The 14710-nt window shown below is 62.8% G+C and carries 14 protein-coding genes, 1 tRNA gene and 1 pseudogene; 8 read left to right on the forward strand and 8 right to left on the reverse strand.

The window, feature by feature from the left end:
• Positions 1 to 197 precede the first annotated feature (197 nt).
• Complete coding sequence (locus tag NKJ80_RS01460) at positions 198 to 767, forward strand: NifU family protein (protein ID WP_023685140.1); 570 nt, start codon at positions 198 to 200, stop codon at positions 765 to 767.
• 182 nt (positions 768 to 949) lie between these two features.
• Here the strand turns inward: NKJ80_RS01460 and NKJ80_RS01465 are convergent, their stop codons facing one another.
• Positions 950 to 1567, reverse strand: coding sequence for a L,D-transpeptidase (locus NKJ80_RS01465; protein ID WP_023692663.1), 618 nt, complete (start codon positions 1565 to 1567; stop codon positions 950 to 952).
• Between the two features lie 238 nt (positions 1568 to 1805).
• Between NKJ80_RS01465 and cueR the strand changes: the two genes are divergently transcribed.
• Entirely contained in the window at positions 1806 to 2225 is a 420-nt protein-coding gene (gene cueR / locus NKJ80_RS01470; RefSeq protein WP_023703112.1) for a Cu(I)-responsive transcriptional regulator, read from the forward strand.
• A gap of 259 nt (positions 2226 to 2484) precedes the next feature.
• Here the strand turns inward: cueR and NKJ80_RS01475 are convergent, their stop codons facing one another.
• Positions 2485 to 2913 carry a hypothetical protein gene (locus NKJ80_RS01475; RefSeq protein ID WP_023828574.1) on the reverse strand — a complete coding sequence of 143 codons (429 nt, stop codon included), beginning with the start codon at positions 2911 to 2913 and terminating at the stop codon, positions 2485 to 2487.
• Here NKJ80_RS01475 and NKJ80_RS01480 point away from each other — a divergent pair.
• Positions 2912 to 3865 carry an IS1595 family transposase gene (locus NKJ80_RS01480; RefSeq protein WP_023828575.1) on the forward strand — a complete coding sequence of 318 codons (954 nt, stop codon included), beginning with the start codon at positions 2912 to 2914 and terminating at the stop codon, positions 3863 to 3865. The genes NKJ80_RS01475 and NKJ80_RS01480 overlap by 2 nt on opposite strands.
• 329 nt (positions 3866 to 4194) lie before the next feature.
• On the opposite strand, the gene NKJ80_RS01485 is transcribed toward NKJ80_RS01480, so the two are convergent.
• A tRNA-Phe gene (locus NKJ80_RS01485) sits at positions 4195 to 4284 on the reverse strand.
• Positions 4285 to 4417: 133 nt separating this feature from the next.
• Here NKJ80_RS01485 and NKJ80_RS01490 point away from each other — a divergent pair.
• From NKJ80_RS01490 to NKJ80_RS01505, 4 genes are all read left to right on the forward strand, one after another.
• The gene (locus NKJ80_RS01490) at positions 4418 to 4942 is read left to right on the forward strand and encodes a hypothetical protein (RefSeq protein ID WP_352496907.1); all 525 of its coding nucleotides are present in this window, start codon (positions 4418 to 4420) and stop codon (positions 4940 to 4942) included.
• 181 nt (positions 4943 to 5123) lie between these two features.
• On the forward strand, positions 5124 to 5309 hold the full coding sequence (locus tag NKJ80_RS01495; RefSeq protein ID WP_352496908.1) for a hypothetical protein: 186 nt from the start codon (positions 5124 to 5126) through the stop codon (positions 5307 to 5309).
• Complete coding sequence (locus NKJ80_RS01500) at positions 5302 to 5493, forward strand: hypothetical protein (protein ID WP_023828578.1); 192 nt, start codon at positions 5302 to 5304, stop codon at positions 5491 to 5493. The genes NKJ80_RS01495 and NKJ80_RS01500 overlap by 8 nt, the downstream gene beginning before the upstream one ends.
• Before the next feature lie 404 nt (positions 5494 to 5897).
• The gene (locus NKJ80_RS01505) at positions 5898 to 6398 is read left to right on the forward strand and encodes an MmcB family DNA repair protein (protein ID WP_352496909.1); all 501 of its coding nucleotides are present in this window, start codon (positions 5898 to 5900) and stop codon (positions 6396 to 6398) included.
• Between the two features lie 51 nt (positions 6399 to 6449).
• On the opposite strand, the gene nhaA is transcribed toward NKJ80_RS01505, so the two are convergent.
• Complete coding sequence (gene nhaA, locus NKJ80_RS01510; protein ID WP_352496910.1) at positions 6450 to 7637, reverse strand: Na+/H+ antiporter NhaA; 1188 nt, start codon at positions 7635 to 7637, stop codon at positions 6450 to 6452.
• A 312-nt stretch (positions 7638 to 7949) separates the two neighbouring features.
• Between nhaA and NKJ80_RS01515 the strand changes: the two are divergent.
• Positions 7950 to 9068 (forward strand): annotated as a pseudogene (locus NKJ80_RS01515) (integrase core domain-containing protein); the annotation flags it as partial.
• Between the two features lie 233 nt (positions 9069 to 9301).
• On the opposite strand, the gene NKJ80_RS01525 reads toward NKJ80_RS01515, so the two are convergent.
• From NKJ80_RS01525 to NKJ80_RS01540, 4 genes are all read right to left on the reverse strand, one after another.
• Positions 9302 to 9865: an ActR/PrrA/RegA family redox response regulator transcription factor gene (locus NKJ80_RS01525; RefSeq protein ID WP_023672848.1), complete on the reverse strand. Its 564-nt coding sequence runs from the start codon at positions 9863 to 9865 to the stop codon at positions 9302 to 9304.
• 86 nt (positions 9866 to 9951) lie between these two features.
• A complete protein-coding gene (locus NKJ80_RS01530; protein WP_023729620.1) occupies positions 9952 to 11277 on the reverse strand; it encodes an ActS/PrrB/RegB family redox-sensitive histidine kinase in 1326 nt (441 codons plus the stop codon).
• Between the two features lie 32 nt (positions 11278 to 11309).
• A complete protein-coding gene (gene hrpB, locus NKJ80_RS01535) occupies positions 11310 to 13772 on the reverse strand; it encodes an ATP-dependent helicase HrpB (protein WP_352496913.1) in 2463 nt (820 codons plus the stop codon).
• 40 nt (positions 13773 to 13812) lie between these two features.
• Positions 13813 to 14703: a DMT family transporter gene (locus NKJ80_RS01540; RefSeq protein ID WP_023725843.1), complete on the reverse strand. Its 891-nt coding sequence runs from the start codon at positions 14701 to 14703 to the stop codon at positions 13813 to 13815.
• Positions 14704 to 14710 lie beyond the last annotated feature (7 nt).

The following is a 14710-nucleotide window of genomic DNA, read 5'->3' on the forward strand; positions in this document are numbered from 1 at the left end:
TGATGCCGGAAAGTGTGAAGCGGTTCGGATAACATCACGATCCTGGATTTATAGCCCGCGCGGGATTCATCCCCAGCCAGCAAAGACATTCCGCCAGCCAGCCGTTTTGAGCGACGCGTTTCGCTTGAATGTCCAGCAGATTGAGCCTATTTAGAACTATTCCAAACTAGCTGCCCGACTGGGGCACGGAGACGGCCATGTTCATCCAGACTGAATCGACGCCGAACCCGGCAACGCTGAAGTTCCTGCCCGGCAAGGAAGTCCTTGTTGAAGGCACCGCCGATTTCCGCGACGCCGACAGTGCAGCCAGCGCCTCGCCGCTGGCCGGCCGGCTGTTCGAGATCCCCGGCGTGACCGGCGTCTTCTTCGGCTATGACTTCATCACCGTGACCAAGGACGGCCCGGACTGGCAGCACCTGAAGCCGGCGATCCTGGGCGCCATCATGGAGCATTTCATGTCGGGCGCGCCCGTGATGGTCAACGCCGGCCCCGCCGCCGAGACCAGCCAGACCGGCGAATTCTACGACAAGGCTGACGAGCAACTGGTCATCACCATCAAGGAACTGCTCGACACCAGGGTGCGCCCGGCGGTTGCCCAGGATGGCGGCGACATCACCTTCCGCGGCTTCGAGAACGGCACCGTGTTCCTGCACATGAAGGGCGCCTGCGCCGGCTGCCCGTCCTCGACGGCGACGCTGAAGCACGGCATCCAGAACCTGCTCCGCCACTTCGTGCCGGAAGTACAGCAGGTCGAGCAGGTCTCCTAAGACCCCTTCACGCATTCGAGCGAGCAACAAAAAACCGGGCCAGATTGCCCGGTTTTCTGTTTTGGACGTCCGTTGTTGCCTAGACGGTCCGCGTACGAAGGGTAACGCCTACTTTGACCATGATCTTCCCGAAAACCGGTTCCACTTTTCGCTTTCGTGGACCTCGGTTCCGGATCATGGTCCTACATCACGATGACCTTGGCGCCGACCGACGTGCGGTCGTAGAGGTCGATGATGTCCTGGTTCATCAGCCGGATGCAGCCTGACGACATCGCCTTGCCGATCGAATTCCATTCCGGACTGCCGTGCAGGCGGTAGCCCATATCACCGCCCTTGTTGAACAGATACATGGCGCGCGCGCCGAGCGGGTTCTTCAGGCCCGGCTCCATGCCGCTCGCGAACTTCGCTAGCTCCGGCTGGCGCTGGATCATCTGCCGCGGCGGCGTCCAGGTCGGCCATTCGCGCTTCAGCGCGATATGGGCGGTCCCGTGCCATTCAAAGCCTTCGCGGCCGACGCCGATGCCGTAGCGGATCGCCCGGCCGTCGCCTTCGACGAAGTAGAGAAACTTGTTCTGAGTATCGACGACAATGGTGCCCGGCTTTTCCGAGGTGTCGTAGTTTACCTCTTGCCGGTGGTACTTCAGCGGCACCCTCTCGATCGGGATGCGCGGCAGTTGGTAGCCTGCATCGTTCACCGAACCGTAGTTGTTGGTGAACAGCTGAGAGCCGATCGTGCTGCAACCCGAGATCGCGGCCGACAACGCAAGTGCGGCGACGATTGCAAATGACTTCATGCGCATGAAATGGTCCGATGCCCCACCAAGATGTCGCGACACGTTACGGCCGCTTTTCCTGAAATCATTCATGCTGGCATTTGCTTTGCTTGCCAAGCGCGCGATGCCTATATGCAGGAGCTTACGTGCCGGTAAGCCGGCAACTATGGCATTTCGGCAACAGGACTCACGGGATTGTGAAGGAAAAACAATGGTCGGTCCTGTCGGATAGCCTAGAATCAGGGAACCACATCGAGGAATAACAATGAATGTAGGCGATGCCGCGGCGCGGTCCGGACTGCCGGCCAAGACCATCCGCTACTATGAAGAGATCGGCCTGATCGCCCCGGCGCGCGCCGGCAATGGCTATCGCGATTATTCCAGCGACGACATCCATCGGCTAGCCTTCCTGCGCCGCGCTCGCAACCTCGGCTTTTCAATCGACGATTGCCGGCAGCTGATGGCGCTCTACCGGGACCGCAGCCGCGCCAGCCACGATGTGCGCGAGATCGCCGCCGCCCATGTCAGCGCCATCGAGGAAAAGGTGCGCGAGCTGCAGTCGATGCGCACGACCTTGCAGACGCTGATCCAGGCCTGCCATGGTGACGACCGGCCGGATTGCCCGATTTTGGATGACATTGCGGGGGCTGCGCTGCTCGAGAACAGGCCGGCTTCGGCCATATAGGTAGTATCTCGACTGACTAAAATACGGGAACGTCCAAGGCACAAGAACGGAACCAAAGCGGTTACATCAGACCTTTGCGTTCCCGGCGCAAGACTTTAGTCCGGCCGCCTTATAGCTAAGAACGGAAGTTGATCGGCGGACGCAGGGGCGTTCCGGAGCAATACCAGACCGCGCCGATACAGATATGGTGCGATCGCGGAAGGCGCTCGGATCAAGTCGTAGCCTCAGTTCTGTCAACCGTATAATTGCCGCCATTCCCCTACGGCTGGGTAGCGCTCGTGAGCAGTGGGTCATCTAGCTCTGCCTTTGTCTTCAGGACGGCATCAACGAGGGAACCGAACTCCTCGACGCTGAATGTGTAACTATCCTGGACCGCTCCCATATGGCTGAGGCGGAAGCGTACGAATTTCCGGTTTTCGGCTGGGATGCGCTTCACCAGAAACATGAATGAATAGGGACCCGCGATCGCTGAGTACCGGCGCAACTCTTCGGTCGCGGGGAAAAGCCGGTTGATGAATCCCAAAAACCCCATGGTGTCTCCCCTCGTGCCAAGGACCGTGCTTCTTATCATTGCGAGAGAAAATTCGCCTATGGGTTTGTCAACCATACGATCGCCATGGTCACAGGCGATTATCCGGTTGACAAACCCAAAGTGATTACGTGGGGTAAGGGCATAGGAGATTTCCATGTCCGTTCTGTCCCGCCCCGAGTTCCACGACGAAGCCAAGGCTTTCGAGCATGTGGAAGGCATCTTGTGGCCGAATGGTCCGGTTTGCCCCAAGTGCGGCTCTGTTGATCGCCACTACGCATTGAAGGGCGTTCGCACCAAGCCGTCCAAGAAGAACCCCAATGGTGTCGAGCGTCACGGCCTGTACAAGTGCAGCGCTTGCCGCTCGCAGTTCACCGTCCGTATGGGTTCGATCTTTGAGGAAAGCCATATGCCGCTCACCAAGTGGCTTCAGGCTATCCACCTTATGTGTGCCTCTAAGAAGGGCATCAGCGCTCACCAGATGCACCGCATACTCGAATGCAAGTATGAGACCGCTTGGTTCCTGTGCCACCGCATTCGCCTTGCAATGGCATCTGGCGACTTCTCCCCGCTTGGCGGCAACGGCAAGACCGTAGAAGTTGACGAGACCTACATTGGCCGTCTCGCTAACGCTCCCGTCAAACGTGGCGGTGGCGCTCACAAGAACACGGTCGTTACGCTGGTAGAGCGTGGTGGCCGCGCCCGTTCCTTCCACGTCGATACGGCCCGCATGGGCAACGTGATGCCGATCGTTCGCGCCAACATCGCTCGCGAGAGCGCATTGATGAGCGACGAAAGCGGCATCTATCGCCGTGCCAGCCAGGATTTCGCCTCGCACGATGTCGTCACGCATACTAAGGACGAATACGTCCGCTACGAAGGCGAAAAGACCATCCACACGAACACAGTGGAAGGCTTCTATTCGATTTTCAAGCGCGGCATGAAGGGCGTCTATCAGCATTGCGGCGAACACCACCTGCATCGCTACCTTGCCGAGTTCGATTTCCGCTACAGCAACCGCATTGCCATGGGTGTTGATGACGGCACCCGCGCTTTCATCGCGTTGAAGGGTGCCGCTGGCAAGCGCCTCACCTATCATAGACCTGCTTGACGAGAAGCGGACGCACTTCCGAAAGCCGGTGCAGCTAGAACTCCCACTCTGGCGATATGCGCGCCACAAGCGACACCCAAACAAAAAGAGCTGACCGTGAGGCCAGCTCTTTCCGTTTTGGATCACTTACCGCCACCCAGCCTTGCGGCTGAGAAGATGCGAATCACCGCATCTATCCACAGAGTCCTCCTAGGAGGTTTGCGTACCCTGTAGGAACTTGAACAACATAATGCATAAAAGGTTGCGATTCAATTGAAATAGGCGGGCCGAGTTTGCGTGCCCGCCTATCTTGTAACCCTCCTTCGCAACGCGCCTTTCGTTGCAATCAGTGGCGGTAAGTGAGGGATTCGAACCCTCGGGAGACGCAAACCTCCGGTCGCTTTTCAGGCGACTGCCTTAAACCGCTCAGCCAACCTACCTGTCGTCATAATGGCGAGTCGTGGCCAAGAGTCAAGGCAGCCAAGAGAACAGAGAAGAACATTTCGTATCAGGAATGCCTTCCCATCCCATATCTCTTGCAATCGAGGCTTCCGGGTGCTAAACGCCTTTGCCATGAGCGAGACCATCGACATCGAGACGATTCGGCGCAAACGGGCCGACCTTGCAGACCTGCGCGAAAAGCTGGTGACCAAGATCGCGCGACTAGAGACAGAGATCGCGGAACTCAACGTGACTGAGCGCACAGTGGCGAAGCTATTGGGAATTGCCGCCCCGCTCGAAATTGATCATATCCTGCCGGCGAATATCGCTCGAACCCCTAAGCCGGACGACCTTCCAGCAATGCCGGAAATGATCACAGACGCCCTTGCCAAATACTATCGTCAAGGGCGTCGCGGTTTGACGCCGAAAGAGATAAGGGAAGAAATTGCTAGGGCGTTTTGGCCCGATGTGCCGAATGAGGCTGTAGGCCCGATCGCGTGGCGCATGTTCAAACGTGGGGAATTGGAAAAGACCCCGGATAACCTTTACGCGCTACCAAAAGATAAGGCCCCTGCCGTTGATGCAGAGGCCTCAAAAGTCACCGACGAACTGCCAGGTTCGTCAATCGAGAGCCAGTCAGATCTTCTGAAAGGCTGAACTTCCGCTGGTCGACGGCCAGACCCGGCACTGGACAGTTGCCGGGAGACTGGAGCTACCCATGCTCCACTTACCGCGCGCGGCGGGCTATTCCCAACCGCGCCTCATAAGATAGAGTTTGGGCGGGGAGTGATCCCCGCCCATTCGTTTAGCATACGCACGAATCGGAGTCTATATTCCTATGCCCAAGCCATCGGATATGCCGCAGATTGACAAATTTCGGGAAGCGTCTGAGGAACTTATGATCAACCAAACCGACGCCGCCTTTGAAGCCGTGGTGAATAAGATCGCCCACGCGCCGAAGCTTACTAAGCAGCAGATAAAGGAACTCGTGCGGCGGAAGCGCGAAGAGGCCAAGCGTGGCTGATGCAAACGAAGACAAAAGCAGCCAAGACGGAGCTGGACGATTTGCGATAGCCATCGGGGCAGGCACGCTGTTCGTAGATCGGATCATCACCTTCGAGAATAGCGACGCGGTGTTTTTTACGGCGCTGGCCTTGGTGATAGGTGGTGTTTGTATTATCCCGCTCTACCGCCGGCCCAAGACCTAGAAAGCCATGCCCCTACGGCTGGGTAGCTTTCGGAAATTGCGCACGGTATGGTTCGCGTTCCATATTCTTTGAGGCGCTCCGTGCCACTTCCGATGTTTCTTTTTGCTGCAACGCCAGTCTTGATATTTATATATTTCAGTCTTTTAGATAACAGAGCAAATAGGTGGGAAAAGAGCGAGAGGAAACCCCTGCTATACGTCTACATGGCACTTCATCTCGCCGTAATTATTGGAATAATTGTGTCCTTTTTGAGTTATATATTAAAGATTGATAGCGGGGCCTGAAGCTTCCCCTGTGCCGCCCTGTCAGGCATGTAATCCTATTTGACTTTGGGTTTGTCAACCGGATAATCGCCGTCCAAGCACGGGTTCAAACCATGAACAAAATCTGGCATGGTGGCTGCCATGCCGATCATCTCCCCGATTCTCCTCAATCCTCTCATCGACGGCCGCCAGTCCGAACGCGCCATGCTGGTGCGGCGTGGCGTGCGGCGGCTGCTGACGCAAATGGGCATGCATGTGCTGCCCGAACTGTCGCTGGCCACCGGGCGGCGCGCCGACCTTGTGGCGCTGACCCGGCAGGGCGGCATCTGGATCATCGAGATCAAATCCTCGATCGAGGATTTTCGCGTCGACCGCAAATGGCCGGATTATCGGCTGCACTCCGACCGCTTCTTCTTCGCCACCCATCCGGGCGTGCCCTCGGAGATCTTCCCGGAGGAATGCGGCTTCATCCTTTCCGACGGCTATGGCGCGGAGATCCTGCGCGATGCGCCGGAGCACCGGATGGCGGCGGCAACGCGCAAGGCGCTGATGCTGCGAATCGCGCGGGCGGGTGCGGCGCGGCTGCTGGCGGCGGAGCTGGCGGGTGTGGCGGTGCCGGCGCTGGCGGGGGAGAGCGAGTAGACGAAGCTCAAGTTCCTCGCCCACGAAGTGGGGAGAGGAACCCAAGAACACCTACTCCACCACCTCCTCCACCCCTGCCGCCGGCGCCATCAGGAGCACGGCGGCACCCAGCAGCGCTGCAACGAAGGACCCCGCCAGGATGCCGACCTTGACGGCGTCCTGCAGCGCCATGTCGTTGGCGAAGGCGAGCAGGCCGATGAACAGGCTCATGGTGAAGCCGATGCCGCAGAGCAGCGAAATGCCGATCATGTGCAGCCAGCCGGCATTGACCGGCAGGTCGGCGAAGCCGAGCCGGATGGCAAGCGCGGACGAGCCGAAGACGCCGACCAGCTTGCCCAGCACCAGGCCAGCGGCAACGCCGAGCGTCAGCGGCTCGACCAGGGCAGAGGCGCTGAGGCCGGCCAGCGACACGCCGGCATTGGCAAAGCCGAAGATCGGGATGACGAAGAAGGGCACGATCTTGTGCAGGCCGTGTTCGAGCCGGTGCAACGGCGAATGGTCGAGATCGTGGCCGCTACCGGCAGAGATTTTCAGCGGAATGGTGAGCGCCAGCGCGACGCCGGCCAGCGTGGCATGCACGCCCGATTTCAGAACCAGCACCCACAGCACGGCGCCGAGCACGAGGTAGGGCGTCAGCCTCGTCACCCGCATGCGGTTGAGCACGATGAGCACCACGATGACGGCGAAGGCCGCACCGAGATAGGCCAGCGATAGGCCGCTTGTGTAGAAGATGGCGATGATGATGACGGCGCCGAGATCGTCGATGATGGCGAGCGCGGTGAGAAAGATCTTGAGCGACGCCGGCACGCGGTTGCCGAGCAGCGACAGCACGCCGAGCGCAAAGGCGATGTCGGTGGCGGTCGGGATCGCCCAGCCGGAGAGCGCGGCGGCGTTGTTGCGGTTGATGGCGACATAGACGAGTGCGGGAACCAGCATGCCGCCGGCGGCGGCGACGCCCGGCAGCACGCGGCGCGGCCAGGTCGAGAGCTGACCGTCGAGCATCTCGCGCTTGATCTCGAGGCCGACCAGCAGGAAGAACACCGCCATCAGCCCATCGTTGATCCAGTGCGACACGCTGAGCGGGCCGAGATAGGCGTGGAGAGCGGCGAAATAGGTTTCGGCCAATGGTGAATTGGCGACGATCAGCGCAAGGGCTGCCGCAACCATCAGGATGATGCCGCCCGCCGCCTCGCCGTCGAGGAATTCGCGAAGGATGGATTTCGGCTGCTTGTCGCGCATCTGTGCTCCGTTGCCGGGTTTTCCGGCGGCGTTATTGCCGATGATGGGCAAAGGTCGATGGCACGGCAAGCGCAACTGTTTCCAGCGTTGGCGCCGCCCCTCATTGTCCTGCCGGACGTTCGTCATTCGAAAAGCCAAGCAGTTGGCTTTTCGTCCGCTTCGCGGACCATTCCTCAACTCCCCACATAGCGACGGGGAGAAAGAGGCAGTGTCCGAACCGGATAGATAGGTAACAGAATGGACCGATAGCATGGGTGACAGTTTTCTCCTTCGCCGGGAGGACCGGCGATGGTTTGACGAGAGACTGGCATCATGGACGAGCGGCTACGGTTTGTTGTGGAGTGTCTTGCTGGGGATGAGACGATGGTTGCGCTTTGTGCGGCCTACGGGATCTCACGCAAGAACGGCTACAAATGGCTCGGACGTTATCGGGAGTTCGGCCCGGAAGGTTTGCACGACCTGCCGCGAGCACCGCTCAATCAAGGCCGGGCGACAGCTCAGGACCTAGTTGAGCGGATTGTGGCGGCCAAGGAGCTGCATCCGCTCTGGGGTCCAAAGAAGATCGTGGCACGGCTCAGGCGCACGGCTCCCGAGTTCATGTGGCCTTCAGCCTCGACGGTCGGCGCGATCCTTGCGCGGCATGGGCTTGTCCGCGCCCGCAAGCGACCCCGCCTGCGGGCCTGCGGCAATGGACCCTGGCCACAGCCGCAAGAACCGAACGCGGTGTGGACTGGCGATCACAAGGGCTGGTTCCGGACCCGCGACGGCTGGCGTTGCGAACCCTTGACGGTGATGGATGCGTCGAGCCGCTATCTTCTGGCGCTCGAAGCGACGGGGTCGACGGCCGATAGCGAAGCCTGGCCGGTGTTTGAGCGGCTGTTTGAAGAGCATGGCCTGCCGGATCGCTTCAGAAGCGACAATGGCCCGCCCTTCGCATCGGCCGGCGTCACCGGGCTGACGCCGCTTGTCGTGCGCTTCATCAAGCTTGGCATCACGCTGGAGCGGATCGCACCCGGCAGGCCACAGCAGAACGGACGTCACGAGCGCTTTCACCTGACCATGCTGCCGATGGCCGAGGCACCGGAAGCCGACTGAACGGCACAGGGCCAGGCCTTCGAGACCTTCCGGCAAAGCTACAATGAGGAACGTCCCCATGAGGCGCTGGGCATGGATACGCCCGCCCAGCACTACCGGTCCTCACAGCGCGCCATGCCCAGGACACCACCCGAGCCCGTCTATCCGGCCGAGGCCTCGGTCCGCCGCGTGCGCCACAATGGCGAGATCCGATGGAATGGCGGCTTCATATATGTCTCGCAAGCGCTGGCGGGCGAACCGGTCGCTGCGTTGGAGACCGAAGACGGACAATGGACACTCTCATTCCATGCCCACCCGCTCGGCATCATCGACACACGCCGCATGAAGCTTGTCCGCCGCATAGGGGGAGAGAAGTGTCACCTATGTATCCGGTTCAAAGTGTTACCCATCTATCGACTGGACAGCAGCTTCAGCCTCGCCGTCGTCTCCTGCAACGCCGGCGATTGGCGAAACCGGCGATGAGAGCGCCCCTCTCCCCCGTCTCTATACGGGGAGAGGATGCCGGCAGGCAGGTGAGGGGCAGCGCTGAGGTTCGGCAATTGGCGGCCGGCGCCACCGGCGCGTGAACCTCAGCGTGGTGCGCGCTTGGCGAGTATGCGCTGCAGCGTGCGGCGATGCATGTTGAGCCGGCGCGCGGTTTCCGACACGTTGCGGTCGCACATTTCGTAGACGCGCTGGATGTGTTCCCAGCGCACGCGGTCGGCCGACATCGGATTTTCCGGGGGGGCGGCGCGCTCGCCGGCGGTGCGGGTGAGCGCTGCAAACACGTCGTCGGCGTCAGCCGGCTTCGACAGATAGTCGATGGCGCCGAGCTTCACCGCGGTCACCGCGGTGGCGATGTTGCCGTAGCCGGTGAGGATGACGGTGCGGGCATCGTCGCGCTTCTCGCGGATGGCGGCGACGACGTCGAGGCCGTTGCCGTCGCCAAGCCGCATGTCGACCACCGCATAGGCCGGCGGGTGGGCGCGCGCCTTGGCCACTGCCTCCTCGACGCTCTCGGCCGTCTCGACCACGAAACCCCTGGTTTCCATGGCGCGGGCCAGCCGCGTCAGGAACGGCTTGTCGTCGTCGACGATGAGCAGCGAGGTGTCCTCGCCTTCGACCATTGCGCCAATTGCTTCTTCGCCAGTCATTATCTCAAAAAATCCTGCTGCCTTAATTTTACGCAGATATAGTTCCTGAACGCCATTGTCCAATTTTGCCGCCTCCGCCAAGGCTTTTACGCGGTGTCGAACATCGAGATCCCCACCGATTCCGGGTTGAGGAAGACCGTGCGCGGCCACGATATCTGCACGATCGCGCCTTCGCCCAGTCCGCTCGAATTGCGGAAATCGAGCGTGGCGCCGGAGCGTTCGAGCAAGGTCTTGGCGATGAACAGCCCGAGACCCAGGCCACCGCCGGCCTCGTTGCCCTGGCGCGTCGACATATAGGGCTCGCCGATGCGGTCGATGATTTCGGGCGGAAAGCCCGGCCCGTCGTCGATGATCGAGAAGGTGACGTCGAGCTCGTCCCAGCTCCAGCGCACCGTCACACTGTTGCGGGCGAAGTCGACCGCGTTCTCGACGAGATTGCCGAGGCCGTAGATGACGCCGGGGTTGCGCCGTCCCACCGGTTCGGGGCCGACGCGCTCGCCCGGCCGAAGCTTGATCGAGATGCCGAAATCGCGGTGCGGCGCCGTCACCTCCTCGACCAGCGAGGTCAGCGGCAGACGCGACAGATGCGCCTCGCCCTCGGAGGACAGGCTGGTCAGCCGCTTCAGGATCTCGCGGCAGCGCTCGCTCTGCGAGCGCAACAGCTTCACATCCTCACCATATTTCGGATCGTTACCCAGCGCCTTCTCCATTTCCTTGGAGACAAGCGCGATGGTGGCGAGCGGCGTGCCGAGTTCGTGCGCGGCGGCGGCGGCGAGGCCATCGAGCGCCGACAGATGCTGCTCGCGCTGCAACACCAGTTCGGTGGCGGCAAGCGCATTGGCGAGCAGGCGGGCTTCCTCGGCAACGCGGAAGGCATAGATGGCAGTGAAGGCGATCGAGGAAAACACCGCCATCCATATGCCGGCGACATAGATGAATGGCATGGGCAGCGGCGCGCCCTCGTACCATGGCAGCGGCTGGTGGAAGAAGACCAGCAACGTGGCCGCCGCCATGACCAGCGCGCCGAGCACCGCAGTCAGCCGCAGCGGCAGCGACGCCGCCGAGATGACGACGGGCACGGTCATCAGCACCGAGAACGGGTTGGTGAGGCCGCCAGTCAAAAAGAGCAGGCCGGCAAGCTGCAGGCTGTCGAAGGTCAGGATGAAAAAGGCTGAGAACGGGGTCAGCCGGTGCGCTGCCGGATAGCGGAAGGTCAGCACCAGGTTAAGCCAGGCCGAGCAGGCGACCAGCGCGAAGCAGAGGCTGACCGGCAGCGGGAATTTGAGCCCATAGGCGACGACCAGCACCGCCAGGCTCTGGCCCACGATGGCCAGCCAGCGCAGCCGGATCAGCGTGTTGAGGCGCAGCCGCTGGCTTTGCTGGAAGTCTGGCGCGTGCACGATGTTGATCATGGCCAAGGATTATAGCCGGGAAAGGACAAGCGCTAGGTCCCTCGCGGTTTGGCGCGGGCGGTGGCCGCAGCGAGCAGCGGATTTTCCGGCCAGACATGGCGGGGATAGCGGCCGCGCATGTCGGTGCGCACATCGGCCCAGGAGCCGCGCCAGAAGCCGGGCAGGTCGCGCGTCGTCTGGATTGGCCGGTGCGCCGGCGACAACAGCTCGAGCGTCAGCGGCACGGTGCCGTTGGCGATTGCCGGATGGCGGTCAAGGCCGAATAGTTCCTGCACGCGGATCGCCAGCACCGGCCATTCGCCGTCATAGCGGATCGGCACATGGCTGCCGGACGGCGCGTCGAAATGGGTCGGCGCCAGTGTGCCGATCTTGCGCTGCAAATCATGCGGCACCAGCGCCATCAGGCCCGATGACAGCGTGCCGGGGTCGATGGCGGCGAAGGACGCCTTGCCCGACAGGAACGGCAGCAGCCAGTCGTCGAGGCGTTCGAGCAGGGCGGCTTCCGAAACATCGGGCCAAGGCGCGCCTAGGCCGCGATGCAGCCAGCCGAGCCGTTGGCGCAGCGTCTCGCCGTCCTTGCCCCATTCCAGCAGCGACAGGCCGTGCTCGCGCAAGGCATCCAGGATGGCGCGGTCGGCGTCTGTTCCAGTTGGTGCGGGCAGCATGCGCTCCGACAAAGTGATGGCGCCGAGCCTGGCGGTCTCGCGCACGCGCACCGCGCGCCGCTCGCGGTCGAAACTCGTCTCGCGGCGAATCTCGATCCTGTCGGCGAGAGCGGCACGGATGTCGGTCTCGTGGACCGAGGCCGCGGCGGTTATACGGGCGTTTTGCGCCTTGCCCAGCAGGTCGGCGACGACCAGCCAGGTCTCACCGGCCAGCGGATCGGCGGCGTCGAGCATGGCGCCGGAGCCGTTGGCGAGCACGAAACGGCCACGCTCGCCGCGCGCCCTGGCGACGCGGTCCGGCCAGGCGTGGATGAGCAAAAGACCGGCAGAAGCGGCTTCGCTGCTCTTGGCGCCGCCCGCCTGCTTCGCCAGCCGCTCGGCCAGCTGCCTTGCCCCAACGGCGCGCGGCGACTTCTCAGTGCGAAAACGGATGAGCCGCCGTTCGAGATCGGCGCCATCGCCGCCGAGGCCACGCTCGGTGAGCAGGACGGCTAGCATCGCAGCCTCGAGCGCGTGGCCGCCGCCAGCGGCTTCAGCGACCATGTGTGCGAGCCGCACGGGCAGCGCCAGCTTGCGCATCGCGCCGCCCGCCTCCGTCAGCCGGCCGGCCGCATCGATGGCGTGCAGCGCCAGGAGCAGCGCCCGCGCCTCGTTGAGCGCGGGAGTGGGCGGCGGATCGAGGAAGGACAGGCTCGCCGGATCGGCGACGCCGAAGGCGGCGCAATCGAGCAGCAACCCGGACAGATCGGCCTCAAGAATCTCGGGCGGGGTGAAGGCGGGAAGTGCCGCCGTCTGCTCGGCCCGCCACAGCCGAATGGCGACACCTGGCTGCGTGCGTCCGGCGCGACCGGCGCGCTGGTCGGCGGACGCCCTGGAAACGCGCACCGTCTCCAGCCGGGTCAGGCCGCTCGCCGGTTCGTAGCGCGGCAGCCGCGACAGGCCGGAATCGATGACGACGCGCACGCCGTCGATGGTGATCGAGGTCTCGGCGATCGACGTCGCCAGCACCACCTTGCGGCGGCCGGGCGGCGCCGGTTTGATGGCGGCATCCTGCGCCCTGTTATCGAGCTGGCCGTAGAGCGGCACGATGTCGGTGTCGGCGCCGAGCCGGCCCTGCAGCCGCTCGGCGGTGCGCTCGATCTCGCGCTGTCCCGGCAGGAAGGCGAGCACGCTGCCGCTCTCGCCGGCAAGAGCGGAGCGGATCGCCTTGGCCATGGCGTCTTCGATGGGAACGCCGGCTGGCCGCTCGTCGTATCTGACATCTACGGGGAACGCACGGCCTTGGCTTTCGATCACCGAGGCGCCGGACAGGAGTTTCGCGACGCGCGCGCCATCGAGCGTTGCCGACATCACCAGCAGCCGCAAATCCGGCCGCAGCGCGCCCTGCACGTCGAGCGCCAGTGCCAGGCCGAAATCGCCGTCGAGCGAGCGCTCGTGGAATTCGTCGAAAATCACCGCCGAGACGCCGGGCAGCTCGGGATCGTCTAGGATCAAGCGCGCCAGGACGCCTTCGGTGACGACCAGGATTTTTGTCCGGGCCGATGTGCGGTTTTCCATGCGCATGGCATAGCCGACAGTGGCGCCGGGCTCTTCATCAAGCAATTCCGCCATGCGGCGGGCGGCGGCGCGGGCGGCGAGCCGGCGCGGTTCGAGCAGGACGATCTTGCCGGCGACCAGCCAGGGCGCATCGAGCAGCGCCAGCGGCACCAGCGTCGTCTTGCCGGCGCCGGGCGGCGCCACCAGGACGGCGCTGTTGCCGGAGCCGAGCGCCTCGCTCAGGGCCGGCAGCACGGCGGATACCGGAAGCTCCGGCAAGGATCTCGTCGTCATTGCGTCCGCATATCAGCGGTCACCACAACCGTGCAACGGCTCAAAGCCTTGTGCGTGAAAACGGGTTCCAGCGCACCGTGCCCAGCCGCACCTCCTCGCGCACCATGGTGAGCAGGCCGGACGCGCCGACGACGGCAAGGCCGACCAGCGATATCCAGTCCGGATACTCCTGGAAGAACAGCGCGCCGAGGATGACCGCCCAGACGATCTGCGAATAATGCGTCGGCGCCATGCGGTTGGCCGGCGCGTATTTGGCGGCCAGCAGCTGCAGCAATTGGCCGCCGGCGGTAAAGGCGCCGCCCAGCACCAGCCACAGCAGTTGCATGGCGTTGGGGAGGGTGAACGATGTGGCGATGGTGCCGGCCCCGTTGAACAGCAGCCCGTAACCGATGAGCACGCCGAGCATGGTGGTGCGCTTTTCCTGCTGGGCGAGCGACCGCATCAGGATGACGCTGGCCGCGGCGAGGAAGGCCACCGTGAAGGCGGCAAGGTGTCCGAGATGCAACTCGCGAAAACCTGGCCGCACCACCAGCATGACACCTGCAAAGCCGGCAACCACCGCCAGCCAGCGCCATGGACCGACCTTTTCCTTCAGGATGACGGTCGAGAGAATGGTAACGCAAAGCGGCGCCAGGAAGATCAGTGCATAGGTCTCGGCCAGCGGAATGGTGGTGAAGGCGTAGACGCTGAGCACGCCGGAGGCGATGCCGGCCCAAGCGCGGGCCTGCACCGCCCATGGCCGCCCGGTGCGCCAGAAGTCGCGCCAGCGCTCATCGACTGGGCGGCTGAAAAACAGGAAGCAGCCGGCAAACAGCGTGATGAAGAAGCCGATCTCGAAGACGGTGAACTGTCCGCCAAGGCTCTTGATAACGGCATCGCTGCACGAATAGCTTGCATAGGCGATGAGGGCGAGCAGGATTCCGTTCGTCACGTTTTTC

Source organism: Mesorhizobium sp. M0030 (genome assembly GCF_040323695.1).
Taxonomy (GTDB): Bacteria; Pseudomonadota; Alphaproteobacteria; order Rhizobiales; family Rhizobiaceae; genus Mesorhizobium.

Coding starts and splice junctions, on each gene's coding strand:
- NKJ80_RS01460 (WP_023685140.1), top strand. CDS start 198: ATGTTCATCCAGACTGAATCGACGCCGAACCCGGCAACGCTGAAGTTC.
- NKJ80_RS01465 (WP_023692663.1), bottom strand. CDS start 1,567: ATGCGCATGAAGTCATTTGCAATCGTCGCCGCACTTGCGTTGTCGGCC.
- cueR (WP_023703112.1), top strand. CDS start 1,806: ATGAATGTAGGCGATGCCGCGGCGCGGTCCGGACTGCCGGCCAAGACC.
- NKJ80_RS01480 (WP_023828575.1), top strand. CDS start 2,912: ATGTCCGTTCTGTCCCGCCCCGAGTTCCACGACGAAGCCAAGGCTTTC.
- NKJ80_RS01475 (WP_023828574.1), bottom strand. CDS start 2,913: ATGGAAATCTCCTATGCCCTTACCCCACGTAATCACTTTGGGTTTGTC.
- NKJ80_RS01490 (WP_352496907.1), top strand. CDS start 4,418: ATGAGCGAGACCATCGACATCGAGACGATTCGGCGCAAACGGGCCGAC.
- NKJ80_RS01495 (WP_352496908.1), top strand. CDS start 5,124: ATGCCCAAGCCATCGGATATGCCGCAGATTGACAAATTTCGGGAAGCG.
- NKJ80_RS01505 (WP_352496909.1), top strand. CDS start 5,898: ATGCCGATCATCTCCCCGATTCTCCTCAATCCTCTCATCGACGGCCGC.
- nhaA (WP_352496910.1), bottom strand. CDS start 7,637: ATGCGCGACAAGCAGCCGAAATCCATCCTTCGCGAATTCCTCGACGGC.
- NKJ80_RS01525 (WP_023672848.1), bottom strand. CDS start 9,865: ATGACTGGCGAAGAAGCAATTGGCGCAATGGTCGAAGGCGAGGACACC.
- NKJ80_RS01530 (WP_023729620.1), bottom strand. CDS start 11,277: ATGATCAACATCGTGCACGCGCCAGACTTCCAGCAAAGCCAGCGGCTG.
- hrpB (WP_352496913.1), bottom strand. CDS start 13,772: ATGACGACGAGATCCTTGCCGGAGCTTCCGGTATCCGCCGTGCTGCCG.